Below are 23,271 nucleotides of genomic sequence, written 5' to 3'. Positions count from 1 at the left end.
AGAGGGATTATTTTCCTCTTAACACACCCCACTAAAGTGGATTCTTGCTGTGAAAATGGGCGGCTGGTGGGTGTTGTAGCACCCAACCAGCCATTAGCTCATGCTTTCAGGTCACAAGCTAACCAAGGCCCATTGCTTAAGCGCAAAAGCATAGTGAGCCTATCAGAGTTACGCTTACGGATCTATGAAAAATACTGTAAATATAAACAGTGTTGAGCTTGTCAACGCTGACTGCCTGCAATACCTCGCAACCCTCCCAGATAACACCATCGACCTTATTGTTACGGATCCGCCTTATTTTAAGGTGAAGCCGAACGGCTGGGATAATCAGTGGAACGGTGACGCCGACTATCTTCGCTGGCTTGATATGTGTCTTGCCCAGTTCTGGCGAGTGCTTAAGCCTGCCGGCAGCCTGTATTTGTTTTCAGGTCACCGACTTGCATCCGATATCGAGATCATGATGCGTGAACGCTTTAACGTCATGAACCACATTATCTGGGCGAAGCCATCAGGGCGCTGGAACGGGTGTAATAAAGAAAGCCTGCGCTCTTACTTCCCCGCCACGGAACGCATCCTTTTCGCTGAGCATTATCAGGGGCCATATAAGCCGAAAAGCGACGGATTTGCTGAGAAAAGCAACGAGGTCAAACAGCACATCATGGCTCCGTTAATCACCTACTTTCGGGATGCACGAGCCGAACTGGGGGTCACGTCCAGGCAAATAGCTGACGCCACCGGAAAGAAAAATATGGCGTCTCACTGGTTCGGTGCCAGTCAGTGGCAACTACCGAACGAGCAGGATTACGAAAAGCTGCAGGAATTGTTCACTCAGATCGCCATTGAGAAGCACCGCGCCTCTGAACTCAAAGCACCGCATCACCAGCTGGTGGCCACATGGCATTCGTTGAACCGGAAATACCTTGATCTGCTGGAGGAGTACAAATCTCTTCGGCGGCATTTCTCTGTGACAGTAGCCGTGCCCTATACAGACGTCTGGACACATAAACCCGTCCAGTTCTATCCAGGCAAACACCCGTGCGAAAAGCCCGCTGATATGTTGCGGCAAATCATCAACGCCAGCAGCAGGCCCGGCGATGTGGTAGCTGATTTCTTTATGGGTTCGGGATCAACTGTTAAAGCAGCCATTGAACTGGGCCGCCAGGCCATCGGAGTAGAACTGGAAGAGGATAGATTTAGCCAAACAGCTAATGAAATAAAGGGCCTTATAGACCAACCTGTACCCCGCTAGGAATTGGCATCAGAACGGATATATTTGTCTGATTGCATTGTGTATTCTCCAGTTCGTGCATATGCTTCTTAAGCATCCTGCGGAATGGATGTTTCTGAAAGCGTTTTTGTGGTGGATCCCCCTAAGCGGAGGGGCGATTCAGCAGGACATTTCTCCAGAGTGTCCAACCAGCGCGCGGAAATGAACGCTGTAAACATTTCCACCGGGAGGCACCCGGCACCACACCCTGAGTTTTTGCCAACTTAGCTTCTTATGCCTGCTTGTCCGAGCAGGCATTTTTTTGCAACGAAAATCACTCATTGACCGGATGAATACATCTTGATTAAGTTATGCATGTGATGAATCCCCCTAAGCGGTGGGGCGCCTGGTTAACTGCTATCTGCAGGTATGCGCGCGACTTTGATAACCAGAGATAAGTCACCGGGAGGCACCCGGCATCACATCCTCAAAAAAAACGTTTCGTCGACCGCCAGGTTCTGCATCGTCATATACACTTCTAAATGAAACAATTTGAGAGGTGAATTATGAAAGAGGGATATTATTGGATTAGACACAATGACTGTGTCCAGGTCGCCTACTTTTCGCATGGCAAAACCGAAGATATGCTGACAGGCAAGATAATCCGCGGAGTGTGGCACTTGACTCGCGGCTTCGACATTTGCCATAACGGTGAAGCTATCGTTTTGACTGGCCCAATAGCCCCTCCACCCTAATCCAACGACTACCAATACAGGCTGCCCAAAGGCGGCCTTTTTTATTTCCTAAATTCAGCACCCGCTAAGTTGCGAGGTGAGAGTATGTTTCGCATGGATAAAATAACTACCGGCATTTCCTACGGTGCGTCGGGAGGCAGCGCCATCTATTGGTTTAGAAGACTTCTTGACGGTTACTCACCCGAACAGTGGGCAGCTATAGGTGTAATCGGTAGTTTACTTTTCGGCTTGCTTACCTTTCTTACCAATCTCTACTTCCAAATCAAAGCAGACCGTCGAAGAGCTGCGCGAGGTGAATAATGTCCTATAAAACAAAGCTCAGCGCTGCAGTGCTGGCGTTAATCGCGTCAGGGGCATCTGCTCCTCTCATTTTCGACCAATTCATCAGCGAGAAAGAAGGCAATGCGCTGGTGGCCGTAGTTGATCCGGGTGGGGTCTGGTCTTTATGTCACGGCGTAACCGTCATTGATGGCAGGAGTGTTGTTAAGGGCATGACGGCCACTGAGGAACAATGCCGGAAGGTTAACGCTATTGAACGCGATAAGGCATTAGCCTGGGTTGATCGCAATATCAAAGTGCCTCTGACAGAGCCACAGAAGGTGGGTATCGCGTCCTTCTGCCCGTATAACATCGGCCCCGGTAAATGCTTACCATCGACCTTCTATAAGCGCATCAACGCAGGTGACCGCATCGGTGCATGCGAGGCAATCCGCTGGTGGATTAAAGACGGTGGCCGTGATTGCCGTCTAACCAAAGGCCAGAAGAATGGCTGCTATGGTCAGGTTGAGCGACGTGATCAGGAAAGCGCGCTGGCCTGCTGGGGGCTGGATCAATGAAAATTAATCCACTGTTCATCGCTGTTGTAGTCATTGCCGGGCTGGCTATTGCACTCGTAAAAAGTTGCGCTGAAGTAAGTAATATCCAGAGAGATAATGCTGTACTGCGCAGTGACAACAACTTGCAGAATCAGGTGATTGCCACTCAGGCTTTCAACTTCAATCGGTTTAATCAGGTTGCAGAACATGCTAACAGGCTTAACTCCCTGATCGACACCAGCACTGAAGAAACCGTAATCGAATACCGGGAGATTCTCCGCCATGAAAAAACATGTGATCTGCCTGTGCCTGATGACATTGCTGGTGGGCTGCTCGAATACGCGCACCGTTTACGTTCCAGCGCAATGCACGCCGATACCGACAGACCTGACGCAGCCGATGATCGTACCGCTGCCACCAGCTCAATAACGTACTGCGAAGCTGTGCTCTGGATTAAGTCACTGCTGGCCGTTATTGAAAAGGGCAACAACAATTTCGCTGGAATTCGTCAAATCGAACAAGAGCGAAGATGAGAATTATCCCCACTAGGGGGTATTCATTCGAGATTGATTCTCATTTTAAAAGGTACTCCTGGTGATTCTGAACACCGAGGGGGCGAGGACACGCGGGAAACGGCTAGTTTTTTGCATTTTATGGGTTTCATCATCATCTGTTTAACCTCTTGATATTTCAGTCCTGATCATTAGCAGGATGTCGAAATGACAATTTTTTGTTCACCATCATGGATAACGAACTCAAAAATTTCCGGCTGAATATCACGCAGCTGGCAGCCATTACCGATCTGCACCGCCAGACGGTCGCGAGCAAGCTTGCAAATGTTCAGCCGGCACCGGGCAGCAATCCAAAACTTAAGCTTTATGCCATCACCGATATCCTCAGGGAGTTGCTGACGAGTACCACACCTTCGGAGCTGGTGGACGTCGACAAAATGCTTCCCCCCGATCGTAAAGCCTGGTTTCAGTCGGAGCGTGAAAGGCTCAAGTTTCAGCAGGAAACAGGGGAGCTGATCCCGGCGTCAGAAGTCACCAGAGAATTTTCCTCCATGGCAAAAGCAATGGTTCAGGTGCTGGAGACGTTACCCGACATCCTTGAACGAGACTGCGCCATGACCCCTTCCGCAGTTGTCAGGGTGCAGCAGGTTATTGACGATCTGCGCGACCAGATAGCCCTCAAAGTTGAGCAGGCCGACTCACCAGAACAGGAGGAAATGCCAGAAGAGGAGTAAATCATGCGACAGGCCACGGCAGCGGAAGTCAGGCGTAACGCTTCCGCCATTCTCAAAGCCCCGCGCCGTATGCCTGTGGCTGAGGCGGTTCAAAAATTTATGCGCGTACCTATGGGGGCCGGTAACTCGGTACCGTGGGATCCTGCTGTCGCTCCCTATGTGATAGAGCCGATGAACTGCCTCGCGATGCGTGAATACGATGCAGTGGTGTTTGTTGGACCGGCACGAACGGGGAAAACGATCGGCCTGGTGGATGGCTGGGTTGTATACAACATTGTCTGTGACCCGTCCGATATGCTCGTCGTTCAGATGACCGAAGAGAAAGCGCGTGAGCACTCTAAAAAACGTCTGGCGAGAACGTTTCGTGTCAGTCCAGAAGTGGCGAAACGCCTGAGCCCGTTGCGAAACGACAACAACGTGCATGATCGTACTTTTCTGGCGGGCAACTATCTCAAGATTGGCTGGCCTTCCATCAACATCATGTCCTCGTCAGATTTCAAATGTGTAGCGCTCACCGATTATGACCGCTTCCCTGAGGACATCGATGGCGAGGGTGACGGTTTTACCCTGGCTTCCAAGCGTACCACCACCTTTATGTCCGCCGGGATGACTCTGGTGGAGTGTTCGCCAGGTCGGGACATTCGCGACAGCAAATGGCGCCGAAAATCTCCCCATGAAGCACCACCAACGACAGGCGCGCTTTCGCTGTATAACCGTGGGGATCGCCGTCGCTGGTACTGGCCGTGCCCGCATTGTGGTGAATATTTTCAGCCTGCGATGGAGGCGATGACCGGATACCGCGATGAACCTGATCCGGTAAAAGCAAGTGAGTCGGCTCATCTGCTTTGTCCGCATTGCAGCACCATTATCACCGCAGATAAAAAGCGCGAGCTCAACGGGGTGGGTGTCTGGTTGCGTGAAGGTCAGAGTATTGACCGGGACGGCAAGATCTCCGGTGAGCCACGCCGTTCGCGCATAGCGTCGTTCTGGATGGAGGGGCCCGCAGCCGCGTACCAGACCTGGGCGCAGCTGGTGTACAAACTGCTGACTGCTGAGCAGGAGTATGAGGCTACCGGCAGCGAAGAAACCCTCAAGGCGGTTATCAACACCGACTGGGGGCTGCCATACCTGCCGCGCTCGGCCAGCGAACAGCGACGCGCCGATGTGCTGATGCAGCGTGCGGAGGATTACGGTAAACGCATGGTTCCGCCGAAGGTGCGTTTCCTGCTGGCAGCCGTCGACGTTCAGGGCGGGAAAAAGCGCCGTTTCGTCGTGCAGATAATTGGTTATGGCGAAAACGGTGAACGCTGGCTTGTGGATCGCTACAACATCCGCCAGTCCCTGCGCTGCAATGAACATGGCGAGGCGGAGCCAGTCCACCCCGGCGCGTATCCGGAGGACTGGCAGCTACTTGTCTCCGATGTGCTGGAAAAAACTTACGCACTTCAGTCTGACCCGACGCGGCGTATGCCGGTGCTGGCCATGGCCGTCGACAGCGGCGGTGAGGAAGGGGTGACAGATAATGCCTATAAATTCTGGCGCCAGTGTCGCCGGGATGGTCTGGGTAAGCGTGTCTATCTGATCAAGGGCGACAGCACAAAACGCCAGAAAATTATTACCAAAACTCACCCGAATAATACCGAACGCAGTGACCGTCGCGCTGATGCGCGTGGCGAGGTGCCGGTGTATCTGCTGCAAACCGACCTGCTCAAGGATCAGCTCAGCAATAACCTTGATCGTGAGACTCCCGGAGCAGGCTATATCCATTTTCCCGACTGGCTGGGGGAGTGGTTCTACGAGGAACTCACCTACGAAGAGCGCGGCGTGGATGGCAAATGGCGTAAGCCAGGCAAGGGCGCCAACGAAGCCTTTGACCTGTTCTGCTATGCCCACGCCGTCGCGGTTCTGCGCGGCTACGAAAAAATTCGCGACTGGGAAAAACCTCCTGCATGGGCTGAGCCGCAGGATCTCAACCCAAATATTCATCAAGGGGAACGCCCCAGGGAGATAACCGTGAAAAAAAACAAAACCGTTCAGCCACAAGTCAGGGCTGAGCCTGAGAAAGAAAACACGCTTTCCGGCAGCTGGCTGGGATCTTCCGGTAGGGGAGGAGGCTGGCTGTGAAGAAAGACGACATCTGGAGAACGCTGGTGATGGTGCGCCAGGCCTACCAGGACTCGCTGGACGGCAAGAGTATCTCTTTCACCGGCGTAAACGGTCGCGCCATTACCAACCACGATCCGAAGGCGCTGCGCGATGAGCTCGAATACTGGGAGCGTCGCTGGCGCGCGGTCAACAGCCGTGGTGGTTCGTACAAACTCGCTAACTTTCTGTAAGGCGTTCTATGGGCATTCTTGAAAGAACACTGAGGGCAATTTCGCCCGGGTGGGCCGCGGCACGCGAGCGGGATCGTCTCCGGCTTAATGCGTATGAAGCGGCAAATCCGTCACGGCTGCACAAGGCGAAAAAGCAAAGCCAGTCGGCGGACACCTCTGTGTTTGCAGCAGGTCAGTCCCTGCGGGAACAGGCCCGGTGGCTTGATGAAAACCATGATCTGGTGATCGGCCTGTTCGACAAAATGGAAGACCGGGTGATTGGTGCCCACGGGATCCATGTTGAGCCTCAGCCCCTCGATCTGGAGGGGAATCTTCATTCCGATTTCGCTGGGAAACTTTCGGCGCTCTGGGCTGAATGGTCCGTGCGTCCTGAGGTGACTGGCATGTTCACCCGCCCGGAAGCCGAACGCCTGCTGCTGCGTTCAGCACTGCGTGACGGGGAAGTGTTCACGCAACTGGTCAGGGGGAATGTGCCGGGTCTGCAACATTCCACCTCCGTACCGTTCTCGCTGGAAATGCTGGAGGCGGATTTTGTTCCGTTCAACCTTAACAGCACCGCCGGCCAGCAGGTTCGCCAGGGCATCATCGTGAACGACTGGGGGCGTCCCGTCGGCTACCGCGTTTACAAGTACCACCCGGCAAATATGACGCGGTTCAGCGCTGAACTTAAAACCGTCTCAGCTGAAAATATGCTTCACCTTGCACAGCGCAAGCGTCTGCACCAGCTGCGCGGTATCAGCCTGATCCACGGCGTCATTACCCGTCTTTCTGACATCAAGGATTATGAAGAGAGTGAACGCGTCGCCGCCCGTATTGCCGCCGCGCTGGGGTTCTATATCAAGCGCGGTGATGCGCAGTCTCTTGGTGACGACGGGGAGTTTTCACCTCCCGGCGGCCAGCGTCATTACGATATCGCCCCGGGCATGATTTACGACGATCTGCGCCCGGGTGAAGACCTTGGCATGGTGGAATCCAATCGCCCGAATGTTCACCTCTATGAATTCCGAAACGGACAGATGCGGGCCGTGGCCGCAGGCACGCGCGGCAGCTATTCCAGCATTGCCCGGGACTATAACGGCACCTACAGCTCCCAGCGTCAGGAGCTGGTGGAGAGCTTCGAAGGGTACAACGTCCTGCAACAGTGGTTTGTCGGCCAGCACAGCCGGCCCGTTTACCGTGCATGGCTGGCGATGGCGTTGCTGAGTGGCGTTGAAGTGCCGCCGGATGTGGATCCAAATTCTCTCTATAACGCGCTTTATCTCGGCCCGGTGATGCCGTGGATTGATCCGGGGAAAGAGGCTAATGCCTGGAAAGCCATTGTTCGTGGCGGTGCTGGTACCGAAGCGGAATGGGCACGGGCGCGGGGTAAAAACCCGCAGGAGGTTAAACGCCAGCGACTGCGTGAAACCGAATTTAACCGTCAACACGGGCTGGTGTTTGATTCCGACGCCGCCAACGACAAAGGAGCGATGCCAGATGCAACGGCAAAACCAAAAGACGATCGGCGCGAGCCGGACGATGATGATTAACCCCTGCGCCAGCCTGGCGGGTGTCGATGCGGCAAACGGTCAGTGCTGGTACGAAATCCGCGCGCTGTCTGCCGGGCGCGTCGAAATCTTCCTCTATGACGTGATCGGCGGCTGGGGCATCACAGCCCAGCAGTTCGTCGCGGACTGTAAAGAAGCCGGGGTGTTTGACGCCAGCGCGGTGGATTTACATATCCACAGCCCCGGTGGCGATGTCATGCAGGGATTTGCCATCTACAACACCCTGTCGCGGCTGAAAGCGAAAGTGGATATCTGGGTGGACGGGGTGGCGGCCAGCATGGCCTCGATGATTGTCTGCCTGCCCGGCGCCACGGTGCACATGCCTGAAAACGCCTGGATCATGGTCCACAAACCGTGGGGCGGGATCGCCGGGGATTCTGATGACATGCGCGATTATGCCGCGTGGCTTGATCGTAACGAAGCCCTGATGCTCAGCGCCTATATGAATAAAACCGGACTGGGGCAGGAGGAGCTGGAAGCGATGCTGAAAGCGGAGACCTGGCTTAACGGGGCCGAGGCAGTGGAGAAAGGTTTCGCTGACACGCTTGAACCTGAACTACAGGCTGCGGCCTGTGTGAATGAAAATAAACTGAAGGATTATCAGAACATGCCAGAACAGATTAAATCTCTTTTTGCGCCGCGCGCTGAAGCTCCGGTGAATCAGCCACAGCAGCCCGCGCCGGTACAGGCGAACCTGAACCCGCCAACGCAACAACAGTCCGCGCAGCAGATGACTAATATCGATATCACTGCGCTGGCCCAGCAGCTGCAACAGCAGATGCAGACGGCAAACGCGGAACGCGTGAACACGGTTTCCGCTGTTTTTGAGGCGTTCCCGACTTTCGCGACGCTGAAGGCAGAATGTCTGGCCGACTTCTCCTGCACGGCGGAAAAAGCCCGTGACAGACTCCTCCAGGCGCTGGCGGCAGGGACTACGCCGAGTGCCGGTCCTGGCGCTGTTCATCTTTATGCCGGAAACGGCAATCTGGTCGGTGACTCCATCCGTGCTGCGGTAATGAGCCGCGCGGGCTATGCGCAGGCTGAAAAAGATAACGCCTACAACGGTTATACCCTGCGTGAACTGGCGCGAGCTTCCCTTGTGGATCGCGGGATCGGTATTTCAGGTGCGGGGACAGCACAGGCGATGGTCGGCCTTGCGTTTACCCACAGCAGCAGCGATTTCGGCAATATCCTAATGGATGTGGCGCACAAGGCGGCACTGATGGGCTGGGACGAGGCCACTGAATCATTCGAACAGTGGACCCGTAAAGGTACCCTGACTGATTTCAAAACCGCGCACCGCGTCGGTCTGGAATCACTTGCATCGCTTCGCAAGGTCCGCGCCGGGGCGGAATATAAATATGTCACCATCAAAGATCGCGGCGAGCCGATTGCGCTTGCGACCTACGGCGAACTTTTCAGCATTGACCGCCAGACTATCATCAATGATGACCTGGACATGCTGACCCGTATCCCGCAGGCAATGGGCCTTGCCGCGCGTGCTACCGTGGGCGATCTGGTGTGGGCAGTTCTGACCAGCAACCCAAAAATGTCCGACGGCAAGCCGCTGTTCCACGCCGATCATGGCAACCTGGTCTCCGCCGATCTGAGTATCGAAGGCCTCGATACGGCGCGTAAGGCGATGCTGTTGCAAAAATCAGGCGACCGCCGTCTGAACATTCGCCCGGCCTACATGCTGACGCCAGTGGCAATCGAGTCCCGCGCTAACCAGCTAATCAAATCTGCAAGCGTACCGGGTGCGGACGCGAACAGCGGTATCGTTAACCCGATCCAGAACTTTGTGACGGTGTCCTCAGAGGCTCGCCTCGATGACAGCAGCCCAACGGATTACTACCTGACCGCTGCACAGGGACGCGACACCATTGAGGTGGCATATCTGGACGGTATTGATACGCCATACCTTGAGCAGCAGCAGGGCTTCACCGTTGACGGTGCCGCGTTCAAGGTACGTATCGATGCCGGGGTGGCACCGCTTGACTGGCGCGGCATGGTTAAAGTCACCAAAAAATAACGACCGTCATCTGACGGTTTTTTTTTACGGGGCGGCACGTGCTGCTCCTTTTTGTCTGGAGAGAAAAATGGCGAAAAATTATCAGCAGGATGGCAACACCCTTGATTTTCAGAATACCGGTGCGACCGATATTCATTCGGGTGACGCCGTGCTTTCAGGTGCGCTGGTGGGCGTTGCTCACGACGACATTCCGGCTGGGTTGTGGGGTGTGCTGCATACCACTGGGGTGTTCGTCCTGCCAAAAGCAGCGGAAGCGGTCACTGTTGGCCAGAAGCTCTATCTGGCAGACGGTAAGCTGACTGCGGAAGCGGGTGAGGAGGCAGCTCCGAATCCTCTGGCGGGCACGGCCTGGGCTGAGGCGGCGGCTGATGCGGATTCTGTTCCGGTCCGGCTTGGTTACTGATGAACCGCTTTCGGCAACGCCTGTTAAAAGCGGATGCCCGGATATCCCGGGCATTTGCCGAAGAGGTGCCTGCTGTCCTGTCTGTCGGCGCTGAGTTGCGTCCTGTTACCGTGATTTTCGAGACGCCTGATGTCCCGGTTGACGTGCCCGGCGGGGGGCAAATTCAGGATCACTCTCCGGCCTTCAGCGCGATGACCACCGATATCGTGGGGCTTGAGAAGCATCACGGCGTGGAGATCAACGGCACGGCTTATCGTGTGACGCACATTGGCGCTGATGAAGAAGGCCGCACCCGCGTCACGCTGGCGTATGGCGCACCGGGTAAGGTGCAGCCGGACATCAACAAGTGGAGCTGATATGGCGCGTGAGTCCAGACTGCGGCGGGATTTGCCCGTCGATATCGATGTGGATGCCATCTGGCGGATAGCCGAGCACATCGGTGCCACCCATAAACAGTTTCGGGCAGCGTATTCCCGTGCGCTGAAACGTACCGCCGCCACCTTGCGTAAAAAAGCGATGGCTGACCTGAAAGACGGGCTGGCGCCGCGCAGCCTGGATCTGGTGCGCCGGCGTCTGCTTTCCTTTCGTCTTGATTGCGCTTCCCAGTCACAACTGGATAATTTTCGTCTCTGGTTTGGTCTCAATGCCATCAAGGTAAAAGACCTGAAAGGCAGGATTAACGGGCGGGTCAGGCCTCACCATACCCGGCGGGATAAATCCACCGGGCGGTATATAAGGGCGCGGCGCCAGGCAGAAAACGCCGGATTCACCCCAAAGGGCAGCCTGCTATCCCCGCGCACATTTGAAAACGGGGAAGTGGCGCGCTCCCGCCGTGAAAACCGCCGGACGGTGGTTATTCGCGATCCGGATACCCGCCGTACCTGCGAAGCGGAAGTCGATATTTATGAGCCGATGCTGAATTACATCGAAGATAACGCCTTTGCGGAGGCGATGGAGATTTTTATGCATCACTTTGAAACCGATCTGCGCGGGCGTGTGAAAGCCCGTATTTCTGTCTGAGGTGGACTATGGCTGAGCCATTACTGCTGGGGCAGTATCACGATGCTGTCACCGGCGCGCTGAAAAAAATTGCGTGGGTGCGTGACGCCGATGCCTACCCGGAAAAAAACGTGCCCCGCTTTACCGGACTGGCCACCCCGGCGGTCTATTTCTCCATTAACGGCTGGGAGCAGGGCGGCGGCAACGAGGGACAGCTTAATGTGAATCTGTCCTGCGATTTGTTCGTTGTGGTGGACGCGGCAGGCGCTGGCGTCAGCCGACCCGAAATTTTCCTGCGCACGGCGGCGGCGGATATCACTCAGTGGATTGACGGCCAGCAGTTCGGCCTGACCAGTCTTGAGCCAGCCGTCTTTATCGATGCGTCACGCGATGAGTTTGATCCGCGCATGGATGATTACCTGGTCTGGCGGATCTCCTTCACACAATCAGCAGCCTTTGGTGCGGATCCGTTTGCGCAGATTAATTCTCCGCTGAACGGCGTCTGGCTTGGTAAGGCTCCGGATATCGGGCGCGCGCATGTGGACGATTATCAGCTGATTTACGAGGCGAAACCCGATGAGTGATATCGAGGGCGATTTACAGCGTCGCCTGGCGAATATTGTGCGGCGCGGGGTTATTCATTCCGTTAAGCATGACGGTATACCGAAGTGCCGGGTGGATCTGGGCGACATCACCACTACCTGGCTGCCGCTTTGCCAGGGCTTTTCCGGGGCAAACCGGGCTGACTCCAATCCGTATGCGGTCGGGGATGCTGTCACTGTGCTGTCGGAGGCGGGCGAGCTTAATAATGGCCGGGTGTTTCCCGGCTGGAATACCGGCGGTCTGCCGGTACCGGAGGGCAGCGACAGCGAACATATCACCCGCTACGGTGACGGTACCGAGATCCGGTATGACCGCGCCGCGCATGCCCTGACCATCACGCTGGCGGAGGGCGGGACCTACAAAATTATCGGAAAGGGAACGCTCGATGGTCCGGTGGAAATCACCGACACCCTCACAGTTCAGGGCGTTACGCAAATAAATTCCGACACGAATGTGAAGGGAAACATCGGTGCAACACAGGAAATTTCTGACGGTACCGGGAAAATGAGCGGGATCCGCGAAACCTACAACGGCCATGACCATAAAGAAAATGGTGATGGCGGCGGAACCACGAATCCCCCCAATCAAAAAATGTGACCTGCCGCGGCAGGTTTTTTTATGCCTGGAGAAAATAAATGGCGAATTTACATGGTGTGGAAACGATCGAACTGACATCCGGTACGGTCGCGGTCACGACGATCCAGACGGCCATTATCGGCCTGGTGGGTACTGCGCCTGATGCCTCTGCCGGAACGCCGGCGAGTGCCAGTACAGGAACCCCGATTCTGGATAATGTTGTGGATTTTGCCGCGACAGTTGCTGGCAGGTCAGGAAACGTGGTGGTGGTTGAGGCAGTAGCTGGCATCCCGAATGAAGAAAATCCCGCAGCGATTGAAACTTCTGCTGCCTGGAATGCGGAGGCATTAACGCTGACTATCACGCTTGGCTGCGATGAAACGGGCAAGCTGACGGCAACCTCTTCAGCAGTGGCCTCTGCCGTGGGCGCGGTGGATGATGTGGAAGTCACCGCAACGGGAAGCGGGAGTGGCGTGGTCACACCGTTCCGGTTGCAGCTGGCAGGCGGCGAAGATGAACCTTTCCCGCTGAATACTCCTGTGGCGATTGTCGGTACCTCGATGCTTTCCCGGCTCGGTGAAAAAGGCACGCTGAAGCAGGCCCTGATGGAAATCAACGATCAGCGAAATGCCCTGACGGTGGTGGTACGCGTGGCTGAAGTTAACGATACAGCGAAACAGCGTGCGGCGGTGCTGACCGGGATCGGCGCGCTGTCATCTGCTCGCTCCGTGACAACATACCAGCCCCGTATCGTCATCGCTCCGGGGTTCAGTGAGGATGATGCCGTGGGCAAAGCGCTGGAAACCGTCGCCGGCAAGCTGCGGGCGGTGGCGTATGTTGACTGCGAATCCGGTGCGACACTACAGGAAGTGGTCCAGCGCAGACAGTCTTATGGTACCCGCACCGAACTGCTGCGCCCGCGCGTACAGGTCAGCAATGCAGACGGCCAGCTGGTCTATCGTCCTTACTCTGCGTTTGCGGCGGGGTTGCGTGCCCGAATCGACTTTGAGAAGGGCTGGTGGTGGAGTAAATCCAACCAGGACATCAATAACATCCTCGGGGTGGAACAGATCGACGAGTTCATTCTCGGCGATGAAAACTGCGACGCAAACCTGCTCAACATGCAGAACGTCTCTACCATCATCCGCCGGGCAGGGTTTAAGCACTGGGGCAACCGTCTGTGCGGTACCGATCCACAGTGGCGCTTCGAATCGGTTCGCCGAACCGCAGACGTCATCGAGGACAGTATTCAGGAAACGATGCTGGAATACGTTGACCGTCCGCTGGACCGGGAGAATGCCGACGACATTATCGGCACCATCAACGCTTATATGCGCCAGCTGGTCGGCCTCGGAGCCATTTTCGGTGGTCGCGCCTGGCTGGATGAAGAACTTAACACCGCTGAGAGCATGGCGGCGGGGGTGCTGTACATCAACTATGACTTTGGTCCGAAATCGCCGACTGAGCTTATCAGCCTGCGCGTCCGGGTGAATAACAACTATGCGCTTGAGGAGATGCTGGCAGCATGAGCGAAAAAAACACATTACGCGTCTGGACCTTCTTCCGGCAGGGGATCCGCATACAGGGGGCGCATGAATTTACTCCGCCGGCATTGTCCATTGTCAAAACGGATTTGCGTACCGGCGCACAGGATGCGCCGTCCCCCGTTGATGACGGCATGGAAGCTCTAACCTGTCAGCTGAAGTTTTACGGTGTGGACGTGGATATGCTGACCGCTTTCGGTTTTGTCAGCGGCAGTCGTCCACGCTTTACGGCCTATCAGGGCTATCTGGCTAACGGTACCGCGCTGGGTACCATCGAGGAGATCGAAGGCTTTGTGCAGACCGTCACTCCCGATGCGCGTGGCAAGGACAGCCTGTCCGAAAATGCCGTCACGGTGGAAATCGCCGTGAGCTATTACCGTCAGACCAAAGATGGTCGCGAGCTCTTTGAGATAGATACTGAGCGCTTCTCGCGTCGGGTGAATGGCGTGGATGTTCTGTCCGGTCTGGCGGCAAAAGTACGGCTTTAACTTCAAACAATCTTACAACGGCCTGCGGGCCGTTTTTTTATGGAGATCAACATGTCTTTTCCCGGTGAAACACGCGTTATCAAACTGTATTCCCCTGTTTCCTTTGAGAACGGTGGCCTGCTCGAACAGGTGACGCTGCGCGAGCCGCTGGTGCGTGACCGCATTGCCTTTTCCAAAGACCGCGGCAGTGAAGAAGAAAAAGAGGCGCGCATGATTGCGCTGCTGTGCAACCTCAGCGAACAGGATATCTGGCAACTGACTGCGGCAGATTATGCCCAGCTGCTGGACGCGTTTAATGTTTTTATGCTCCCGCCCGAGAAGCGACCGAAAGAGGGCTGATGCGGGCGATACGTTTTCTGGGACGGCGCCTGCATTTTCCCATGACGGAATACCTGGATATGCCGTTCAGTGTGTTTTCGGATTTTCTCACCGACGAAGTGGAGGCGGTAAATCGTGGCCGGATTAAGCCAGAACCTTAAGGCCGTCATTACCTTTGGCGGCAGTATCGACAGCTCCTGGAGCCGTTCAGCGAACAGCCTGCAAAAAAGCCTGAAGGACGTCGGAAAGCAGTCAGAAAAACTGACGAAAGACCAGGCTAAGCTGGCAGCAGAGATTAAGCGCGCGAAGCTGGCCGGGCAAAGTCTTGGCGATCTTAAACGGCGTTACAGCGACGTCTCCCGTGAAATCCGCAAGACGGAGGCCGAACAGCAGAAGCTGAATCAGCAGATGCAGAAGACGCAACGGCTGGCCGCCTTCAAGGGGGCAGGGAAAGGGCTGTTTCGCCGTGGGCTCGGTATGGCCGGACAACTGGGCGGGATGGTGGCTCCCGGGCTGGCGATTGGCGGCGGTGGCGTGGTGGCTTCCGCCCTGGGCACCCTGATTGCACCTGCGGCTACCAACGCAGAAACGGCCCGACGGGCCGGCGTGGCGAAAAGTTATGGCGTCGATATCCCGACGTTTGATGCCTGGGACACGCTCGCGAAGCAGTACGACATGAACGGGGAGAACATCGGCGACCTGTTCGAGGAGTATCTTCACAAGGCAGGAGAGTACAAGCAGAACGGCAAGCAGGGTTCCCTTCAGGATGCGTTTGAAACGCTGGGATTTAAGGCGGGGGATTTTGCGGGCCTCAGCGATATGGCGCAGTTCGAAAAAATCGTCGAGCGTGCGCTCAGCATGCAGGACGAGTCGAAAGCGTCGTTTGCACTGGATTCGTTGTTTGGCGGCGAGGCCAGCAAGCTGTTGATGCTGCTGAAGCAGTCCGGCAAAAGCTACCGTGACCTGATGGACGAGCAGCGGCGTTATAACCTCGTCACGAAAGAGGGGGCTGAAGGGGCGATGGAGGGCAACCGCGCCATCACCAGCCTGCGCACGGTCTTCTCCTCCGCTGTAGCGGAAATCTCAGGGCAACTGGGAAACGAGCTGGCACCGGATATCCGCCGGCTGACGGATGATATGGCGGAGTGGTTTAAGGGGGGCGGGATCAAACGCATTGTCAGTTTCCTGCGTAATGATCTTTACCCCGGTGTGCTGACGTTCGGCCAGGGCATTGTGTTCGTCGGGAAAGTGGCCTACGCGCTGGCGAAAAAACTGTCCTGGCTTTTACCGGATGAGAGAAGCGATCAGCGGGACGTGCTCAAATCGCTGGCCATGACCGGCTCGGTTGATATTGCGCGCATGACGGCGCAACGCAATGGTCAGGGCGAATGGTTTGAGCAGCAACTGAAGGAAAAGCCGGACCTGCCTGATGATGTGAAAAAATCGTACCGGGACACCCGGGGATTTTTCCGCGACGACGATGATACCTTTAACAGTACGCTCGATAAATACGTGACGCCGGAAAGCAGCGGCGCGCCGTTCTCCTGGGAATCAGCACTCAACCAGAACCAGGAGACGTCTGTGCAACCGGGACATGAAACATCTGACAGGGCTGCCGGCGCCTGGAATAACTACAGACTTCCTTCCTTTCCCTCGTTTGAAAAAAGTAGCGTCTGGCCCGCAGCGGAAAAACAGAAGGGATCCGCAGACAGCATCTCACCGGATAAGCCGGTGGTCAATGTCGATGTTTATCCTTCCCTTAACTGGACAGCAGCAGAGGAAGGATCTGAGGGGAATTCAAAATACCCGGCACAGCCTATCCCGGATGTGAATGTTGATGTCGATTCGTTACCGGGTACTGGCAAAGCGCAGGGTTCATTCAGGGGTAACGAACGTTACAGGGATAAAAGCGCAGACGTCCTGCACTTACCGCCTGAGATTAACTCCCGACAGTCTCCTGATCCTGTTTCAGACAGACCGGCAGAACTGTCAGGTGAAGTGGAAAGCAGTTACTGGGAAACATTACTTCAGAAGCTGGATTTTGCGGACAAAGCGCCGCCTCCCCGACAACTGACTGACAACCGTCGTTTCGAATTTCATTATGAAATACATGGCGCACCTGGCCAGGACGAAAGGGCGATCGGGGATGAAGTTGTCGCGGTGACTAAAACCAGTCCGGTATTTAACGGTGACAGCAGCATGCTGGACGGAGGACAAATCTGGTGAGTGAAATCATTCCTGTCTTTGAAGACTTCGGGCAGCTTCAGTCCAGCGCTGCTCGGGGGGCTCAGGCCGCCCGGGTGATGATGATGCTGGGCGATTTTGCCTTTTCGATCGACACCACGGCATACAACCAGCTGACCCGCGAGGCCAGCTGGCGATGGAGCGAACAGGAGCGGATCGGGAAGCAGGATTTATTGCAGTATACCGGCAAGCCCGGGCGAACCGTCCGGCTTGAAGGAGAATCGCATGCTTTCTTTCGCAAGGGTGTGGATGCTGTTAACGATCTCTTCGACCTGGCAGACCAGAATAAGCCTCAGCAACTGGTCAGCGGTGAAGGAGATGTCCTGGGCTGGTGGGTGGTAATCGACTTCTCAGATACGACCAGCCGATTCCTGCCTGGCGGCGGCCACCGAAACAAAAACTGGACGATGACGCTGAAACATTATGCCGACGACATATCAAACCCGTGACGGTGATGTTCTGGATGCGATCTGCGCGACGCATTACGGCACGGAGAACCTCTCTTTTATTGTGACGCAGGTTCTTGAAGCGAATCCTGGACTGGCTGACCGTGGGGCCGTTTATCCGTCAGGTCTGTATATCACTTTACCGGATCTGGCTCCGCCGGTTCAGGCTTCCGCTTACAACCTGTGGGATTAAAAATGGCAGATCAGATTGTTAAACCGGAATATGCTCCCGCTTTCAGCGTCAGCGCTGAAGGAAAAGATATTACCCGTGCGCTGCAACAATGCCTGGCAGAGCTGACGCTGACTGATTACGGCGGTGCCACGGCAAAAGCAGATGAGCTGAAAATCACCCTGCTCTCGGAAACGCTCTCCCTTCCGACTAAAGGCGCTCGTCTTCGGGTGGCGCTGGGTTTTAATGATCAGCTGGTGGATAAGGGCTGGTTCGTGGTGTCCGGCGTGGCCAGCAGCGGCCCGCCACGTCGTATCGAGATTTATGCCACCGCTGCGCCAATGAACGCGCAAAAACAACCGGGTGATGTGATCAGCCAGAAGACACGCAGCTGGGATAATCTGCGACTGGCGGATCTGGTTAAAACAGTAGCGACTGAAAACGGTCTGGTACCGAAAGTGGCCGCAGAGCTCGCCGATATCCATATCGACCACGTTGACCAGGTGGCAGAATCGGACGCCAATCTGCTGACGCGCCTGGCCCGAACATGGAATGCTGTCAGTAAACCGTCGGGCGGATACTGGCTCTTTCTGCGTCAGGGAGCCACGGCAAATGCTTCCGGCGAACAGACCGCAGCTCTGATTATCACACCAGAAGAGGTGTCAAACTGGTCTTACAGCGAAGGAGAGCGGGGCAGTTCGACAGGGAAGGCCACCGCCAGCAGTGGTAAGTCTTCAGGAAAAATCGGCGTACGTTATTACGATGAGGCTGACGGGAAGACCAAAACCACCACGGTTGATCATGATGGTCCCTCAATGGCTAACCCGTATACCCAGCCTGTAAAAGCTACTGCCGATCAACAGGCCAAAGCGAAAAAAACGCAGGCCCGCCGCAATGAACAAAAAATGACAGTAACGGGGCCCTGCCGACCCAGGCACGTTCCTCTCACGGCAGAGTCTGGCTTATCCACGTCCGGCTTTGGCGAACGGGAAGATCGCGCCTGGGTGGTTGAGTCGCTGGTGTTTTCCCTGACGCCCGCCGGGTTCAGCTACACATACAACCTGGTGGTTGATATTCGCAAGCCTGCGAAGTCCTCAAAAAAATCCGGCAGTTCGGATAAAACCGGCCCGAATTACTTCGGCTAACACGCCGCCGCCCGGCGACCCTGATACGGAAAAAAATTATGAACGGTGTAAACAGCCGGACCGGGAAACGCCTGTCCGGTAGCGACCATTTGCGCCAGTCCGTCAGCGATATTCTCTCCACGCCTGTCGGCAGCCGCGTGCTGGTCCGTGATTATGGCAGCGATCTGTTTTCGCTGGTGGACAATCCACGTGATGACCTGACCAGGCTACGCATTATCGCCGCGACTGCCACAGCGCTCGCGCGCTGGGAACCCCGGCTTAAGGTCACACGAGTGCTCGTCTCCTTCCCGGCAGATAAAACGGGGTGTGTGGTGGATATCGAAGGGATTAACAAAGAGAACAATCTTCCTGTCAGTACCGGAGGTATACCGATTTATGGCAAGCAGCTATGACGTAATTAACCTGTCCGCCCTGGCGGTGCCGGATGCCGTTGTGGTACCGGATACCGCCGACATTTTTACCCGCTGGCTGGCACGCCTGCGTGAACTCGATACGGAATTTGATGCGCTTGTGGAATCGGACCCGGCGTATAAGCAGGGGGAAATCACCGCTTACCAGCTCACCCTGGCGTTCCAGCGGGTTAACGACGCAGTACGCGCAGTTTTCCTTGCCAGTGCAAGAGGGGCCGATCTCGACCAGCTGGGCGCGGCCTTTAACGTTTCCCGTCTGGTGATTAATACCGGCGATCCGGATGCGGTTCCCCCTGTCGACCCTGTTTATGAAGACGACGACGCTTTCCGGGAACGTATACAGCTTTCGTGGGCGCAGCTGAATACGGCCGGCGCGCGTAACGCTTATCGCTTTCATGCCAAATCTGCGGATAACGATGTGCTGGATGCGGACGCCTACGGGCCTGAAACCCATAACCGACCCGGCGAGGTGGATGTGTACGTGCTCTCGCGCACAGGGAACGGTCAGGCAGGACTCATTCTTATTGAAACTGTCATGAACACACTGAGCGCGGATGAAGTCAGGCCGCTCACCGATTTTGTCAGTGTGAAGAGTGCCAGTATCGCCAGCTATACCGTTAAGGCTGAACTTGAAATACCAGACGGTCCGGATGCACAGACGGTACTGGAAAACGCGATAAGTACGCTGACGAGCTACACACAGCTTTCCCATCGCATTAATGCCATCGTACCGCTTTCCGCGATTTACTCAGCACTTCAGCAGCCCGGCGTATCCAGAGTTAAGTTGCTCAGCCCGACGGCTGATCTGGAAGCGGCAGCAGGACAGGCCCCGTGGTGCAGCGCGATAAACATCACCCGTAAAGGAGGAGTAAGTGGATAAATTTCGATCTCTGCTTCCACCTTCAGCTATTCACCCGGAACGGGCGCAGGAACAGGCAAGCACAGAGCTGATCGCGGCGCTGGATACTGACATGGTACGTAAGGTGAAAAATCCTGATACCTGTCCCGCACATTTGCTGCCATGGCTAGCCTGGGAATTCGCGGTGGATTCATGGGAGGAGGCCTGGACCGAGGAAGAAAAAAGGCAGGTGATCAGGGATGCCGCTTATGTCCATCAGCACCGGGGCACCGCCGGGGCGGTCAGGCGGTCGCTAAGCGCCGTCAGTCTCCCGACCACTGTGATTGAGTGGTGGGAGGATACACCGCGCAAGGATCCCTACACCTTCCGCGTGGAGGTTTACAGCTTACAGGCTGTTGACGAAGCGCTTTACCAGCGCATACGGCGCCAGGTCGATAAAGCCAAAAACCTCCGCAGCCTGTTGACCACTATCGATGTGATCGCCGATCTGGGTGCGAAGGGAACTTATTATGCCGGCGGTGCTGTTACCGCCTGGATTGACGTTGTTATTGAGGCCGGAGAATAACCATGGCTGAGAAGTATTACAGCATTCTGACAAACCGGGGCAAGGAGCTGGAGACGCAATCCTCTGCAACCGGGAAGCCCGTCATCATCAAAGATTTTGTTGTGGGGGACGGGAACGGGCAGGCCGTTAAACCGGATCCTGCGCAGACGAAGCTGGTGCGTGAGGTATATCGCAGCGCAATTTCTGCACTACAGGTTTCTCCGGATCAGGCGAACCAGTTTTTTGCTCAGCTGGTACTTCCGGTTGCCGTTGGTGGATTCGTAGTCAGGGAAGTTGGCCTGCTGACAGATGCAGGCGAACTGTATTCTGTTGCGAACTGTGCCGCCATTGAAAAGCCTGAAAACGGTGTCAGCGTCAGTTTGCAATTCCGTCTTGCAGTATCTGATGCGGCAAACGTAGAGCTCAAAGTAGCGACCGGAGATGGTCTGTTCCTGCGCATTGATAAAAACCTTTCTGAAATAGCGGCGCGCGGGGAGGCTGCACAAAAAGGGTCTCGCGAAGCCATAGGCGTTTATGATGCGACAACCTCACGTAAAGGACTTGTGCAGCTCAGTAGCGAAACCGACAGCTCGTCAGAGACGCTGGCTGCGACACCGAAAGCTGTCAGAGAAGCCGCTAAGGAGATCAAGGACACGCTGGGAACGTCCGCATCTAAAGACGTCGTCACTTCAAAAACAGATGCAACTGCTGGCCGCGTGCCGGTTGTAGGCTGGATGGGGTTAGGTGGATATGGTTCGGACATTCTGCTTACTGCTGCTGATGCCAAAAAACCTCTGCGGAATGGCTTCTACGGCGTGCAGTCGGAGCCGACATATGGAAATGCTTCCCTGATTAGCTTTGGCTATGACTCAGGCTCTCAGGTGCACCTTATTGCAAAACAAGGCGGCCAGGCGCCGTTAATCGGGCTGGCAGGCTCTACGCCACAAGGCATTTTTGGTGAATGGGGAAAAATTTACACAGAGTTTCAGAAGCCCACCGCGACTGAAGTCGGTGCTGTTCCATATCGAGGGACGCTTGGTACAGTCGATTTGAATACAGTCAGAGGTACGCAGTACGGGCGGTTTAATCAGGCTTTAACTGCCAATGCTACTACTGCGAGGAATTACCCCATTACTGAAGCCGGCGAACTGGATGTTCACCAGACCAGTGCAAATGGAGCCGAGGCCTGCGTGCAGGAATATCGCACTTTCAGTTCTCGGCGGATTTTCCTTCGATCTTATAACCCGGCAGATAACACGTGGACAGAATGGTGTGAGTTTTATACCACAGCCAAAAAACCAACCGCGACGGAGGTTGGAGCGCTGCCTATTACTGGTGGTACCGTCACGGGTAATGTGATTGCGAATGGGTATTTGCGTTCAGGTAATACTCGCAAGCTTGAAGTCAGTTCTTCAAATACATCCACCCTTGATGGGATAATTAATCTTTGGGGTAATACTGACCGACCGACAGTATTAGAATTTAAAGATGCGACGGGATACCACTTTTATTCGCAACGTAATGTAAATGGTTCCATATCATTTAATTTTAATGGTGCCGCAGAAGTCCGGGGGGCAATTTCTGCTCATGGTGAAATTGTTTCAAGAGCTGCGAATGGCCTGCGTATCGCCTACGGTAATTTTGGCGCATTCTGGCGAAATGATGGCACAACGCTTTATTTGATGTTAACAAACTCTGGCGATTCGCTGGGTAATTACAACTCACTTCGCCCGCTGTATGTGAATCTAACCACGGGCGCCCTTCAGTCAGGAACGCCGCTATCGGTTTACAACACAATCACTGCAAGCGAACAAATTACCGCAGGCAAAGAAATGGTGGCAGGTTATTCCGGCCCCTACGCCTGGGCTGAACAGTACAAAGCAAAGGCGCCATTTTTTAACGCGTATTCGACAACCGGTTCGAGTGAATATCATCCCGTAATCAAACAACAAGCGACAATTGCGAGTAAAAACTCCTGGGCATTTTCAATGGGTTCTCTGGTCGCGGGAACCGAACTTTCATGGCATCTGCACATGAAAGGCAGTGGCGGATCAGAGGTTAATTTTAAATGGGATACTAACGGCAACTTTAACGCGCCGGGCCAGGTGAATCCGGGCAGCTATGCCAATTTTGATAACCGTTATTACACCAAAGCACAATCAGATGCGGGGTATATGCCAAGAACAGGCGCATACACCAAAGCTGAGAGTGACGGGCGTTTTCAGCCTAAAGGGAGTTACACCCCTGCGGGGCAGGCTTATACGAAGGCGGAAAGCGATGCGCGGTATAACCTTAAAAATACCGCAACCAAATCAGCCAATGCCATGACGCATAAAGATGCTTCAACAGGTGTTATGGAAGTAGTTATGAGTAATATAAACGTTCCAAGCAAAACAAATGTTAACGTGACATTTCCTGCGGCTTTTCCAAATGCATGTGTAGGGGTTGTAATTACATATAATGGGGCAGGGCATGGGTCTGGCGATGATTCGGCAATTTATGTTCCGTCTTATTCACGTACAGGATGCACACTATATGCTCATAACGCCGATGGCAAATTTATGCTAATTGCTAAAGGATATTGA

Annotated in this window: 26 protein-coding genes; all 26 read left to right on the top strand. The window is 55.1% G+C overall.

Annotated features, from left to right (window positions below; genetic code table 11):
* The first annotated feature begins 184 nt into the window (after positions 1-184).
* Complete coding sequence (locus O1724_RS17620) at positions 185-1,249, top strand: DNA-methyltransferase (RefSeq protein ID WP_045895564.1); 1,065 nt, start codon at positions 185-187, stop codon at positions 1,247-1,249.
* 524 nt (positions 1,250-1,773) lie between these two features.
* Entirely contained in the window at positions 1,774-1,962 is a 189-nt protein-coding gene (locus O1724_RS17615) for a hypothetical protein (RefSeq protein ID WP_072050888.1), read from the top strand.
* Between the two features lie 84 nt (positions 1,963-2,046).
* Positions 2,047-2,262 (top strand): class II holin family protein, encoded by a 216-nt coding sequence (locus O1724_RS17610; protein WP_045895560.1) that lies wholly within the window; start codon positions 2,047-2,049, stop codon positions 2,260-2,262.
* On the top strand, positions 2,262-2,798 hold the full coding sequence (locus tag O1724_RS17605) for a lysozyme (RefSeq protein WP_045895557.1): 537 nt from the start codon (positions 2,262-2,264) through the stop codon (positions 2,796-2,798). The genes O1724_RS17610 and O1724_RS17605 overlap by 1 nt, the downstream gene beginning before the upstream one ends.
* Positions 2,795-3,310 carry a hypothetical protein gene (locus O1724_RS17600; RefSeq protein ID WP_045895555.1) on the top strand — a complete coding sequence of 172 codons (516 nt, stop codon included), beginning with the start codon at positions 2,795-2,797 and terminating at the stop codon, positions 3,308-3,310. Before O1724_RS17605 ends, O1724_RS17600 begins: the two co-directional genes overlap by 4 nt.
* Before the next feature lie 209 nt (positions 3,311-3,519).
* The gene (locus O1724_RS17595) at positions 3,520-4,023 is read left to right on the top strand and encodes a DUF1441 family protein (RefSeq protein WP_023299857.1); all 504 of its coding nucleotides are present in this window, start codon (positions 3,520-3,522) and stop codon (positions 4,021-4,023) included.
* A 3-nt stretch (positions 4,024-4,026) separates the two neighbouring features.
* Positions 4,027-6,147: a phage terminase large subunit family protein gene (locus O1724_RS17590; protein WP_045895552.1), complete on the top strand. Its 2,121-nt coding sequence runs from the start codon at positions 4,027-4,029 to the stop codon at positions 6,145-6,147.
* On the top strand, positions 6,144-6,359 hold the full coding sequence (locus O1724_RS17585; protein WP_023299859.1) for a hypothetical protein: 216 nt from the start codon (positions 6,144-6,146) through the stop codon (positions 6,357-6,359). Before O1724_RS17590 ends, O1724_RS17585 begins: the two co-directional genes overlap by 4 nt.
* 8 nt (positions 6,360-6,367) lie before the next feature.
* Entirely contained in the window at positions 6,368-7,888 is a 1,521-nt protein-coding gene (locus O1724_RS17580) for a phage portal protein (protein ID WP_023299860.1), read from the top strand.
* A complete protein-coding gene (locus tag O1724_RS17575; RefSeq protein WP_049134849.1) occupies positions 7,878-9,938 on the top strand; it encodes a ClpP-like prohead protease/major capsid protein fusion protein in 2,061 nt (686 codons plus the stop codon). The genes O1724_RS17580 and O1724_RS17575 overlap by 11 nt, the downstream gene beginning before the upstream one ends.
* Positions 9,939-10,005: 67 nt before the next feature.
* Positions 10,006-10,341, top strand: coding sequence for a DUF2190 family protein (locus O1724_RS17570; protein ID WP_032658106.1), 336 nt, complete (start codon positions 10,006-10,008; stop codon positions 10,339-10,341).
* Complete coding sequence (locus tag O1724_RS17565) at positions 10,341-10,697, top strand: head-tail joining protein (protein WP_045895549.1); 357 nt, start codon at positions 10,341-10,343, stop codon at positions 10,695-10,697. Before O1724_RS17570 ends, O1724_RS17565 begins: the two co-directional genes overlap by 1 nt.
* A 1-nt stretch (position 10,698) precedes the next feature.
* Complete coding sequence (locus tag O1724_RS17560) at positions 10,699-11,361, top strand: hypothetical protein (RefSeq protein WP_045895548.1); 663 nt, start codon at positions 10,699-10,701, stop codon at positions 11,359-11,361.
* A gap of 8 nt (positions 11,362-11,369) precedes the next feature.
* Positions 11,370-11,924 (top strand): hypothetical protein, encoded by a 555-nt coding sequence (locus O1724_RS17555; RefSeq protein ID WP_023303465.1) that lies wholly within the window; start codon positions 11,370-11,372, stop codon positions 11,922-11,924.
* Entirely contained in the window at positions 11,917-12,540 is a 624-nt protein-coding gene (locus tag O1724_RS17550) for a phage baseplate assembly protein V (RefSeq protein ID WP_032619493.1), read from the top strand. Before O1724_RS17555 ends, O1724_RS17550 begins: the two co-directional genes overlap by 8 nt.
* Before the next feature lie 38 nt (positions 12,541-12,578).
* Positions 12,579-14,048 (top strand): phage tail sheath C-terminal domain-containing protein, encoded by a 1,470-nt coding sequence (locus O1724_RS17545; protein ID WP_045895546.1) that lies wholly within the window; start codon positions 12,579-12,581, stop codon positions 14,046-14,048.
* On the top strand, positions 14,045-14,551 hold the full coding sequence (locus O1724_RS17540) for a phage major tail tube protein (protein ID WP_023299868.1): 507 nt from the start codon (positions 14,045-14,047) through the stop codon (positions 14,549-14,551). Before O1724_RS17545 ends, O1724_RS17540 begins: the two co-directional genes overlap by 4 nt.
* Before the next feature lie 51 nt (positions 14,552-14,602).
* Complete coding sequence (locus tag O1724_RS17535) at positions 14,603-14,890, top strand: phage tail assembly protein (protein WP_023299869.1); 288 nt, start codon at positions 14,603-14,605, stop codon at positions 14,888-14,890.
* 114 nt (positions 14,891-15,004) lie between these two features.
* Positions 15,005-17,095: an AAA family ATPase gene (locus O1724_RS17530; RefSeq protein ID WP_045895544.1), complete on the top strand. Its 2,091-nt coding sequence runs from the start codon at positions 15,005-15,007 to the stop codon at positions 17,093-17,095.
* A 5-nt stretch (positions 17,096-17,100) separates the two neighbouring features.
* Positions 17,101-17,562 (top strand): phage tail protein, encoded by a 462-nt coding sequence (locus O1724_RS17525; protein WP_373418811.1) that lies wholly within the window; start codon positions 17,101-17,103, stop codon positions 17,560-17,562.
* Positions 17,537-17,752, top strand: a complete 216-nt coding sequence (locus tag O1724_RS17520; RefSeq protein WP_045345265.1) for a tail protein X — start codon at positions 17,537-17,539, stop codon at positions 17,750-17,752. The genes O1724_RS17525 and O1724_RS17520 overlap by 26 nt, the downstream gene beginning before the upstream one ends.
* A gap of 2 nt (positions 17,753-17,754) precedes the next feature.
* On the top strand, positions 17,755-18,873 hold the full coding sequence (locus tag O1724_RS17515; RefSeq protein WP_045895543.1) for a contractile injection system protein, VgrG/Pvc8 family: 1,119 nt from the start codon (positions 17,755-17,757) through the stop codon (positions 18,871-18,873).
* A 38-nt stretch (positions 18,874-18,911) separates the two neighbouring features.
* The gene (locus tag O1724_RS17510; protein ID WP_045325028.1) at positions 18,912-19,265 is read left to right on the top strand and encodes a GPW/gp25 family protein; all 354 of its coding nucleotides are present in this window, start codon (positions 18,912-18,914) and stop codon (positions 19,263-19,265) included.
* Entirely contained in the window at positions 19,249-20,163 is a 915-nt protein-coding gene (locus tag O1724_RS17505) for a baseplate assembly protein (RefSeq protein WP_045895540.1), read from the top strand. The genes O1724_RS17510 and O1724_RS17505 overlap by 17 nt, the downstream gene beginning before the upstream one ends.
* Complete coding sequence (locus O1724_RS17500; protein WP_023299876.1) at positions 20,156-20,707, top strand: phage tail protein I; 552 nt, start codon at positions 20,156-20,158, stop codon at positions 20,705-20,707. Before O1724_RS17505 ends, O1724_RS17500 begins: the two co-directional genes overlap by 8 nt.
* Before the next feature lie 2 nt (positions 20,708-20,709).
* Positions 20,710-23,271 (top strand): phage tail-collar fiber domain-containing protein, encoded by a 2,562-nt coding sequence (locus O1724_RS17495; RefSeq protein WP_052705602.1) that lies wholly within the window; start codon positions 20,710-20,712, stop codon positions 23,269-23,271.

This window comes from Enterobacter cloacae complex sp. HYC074_NIDB (assembly GCF_056673345.1).
The sequence above is the reverse complement of the archived record's forward strand: the minus strand, read 5'-3'. Positions and strand labels throughout refer to the sequence as shown.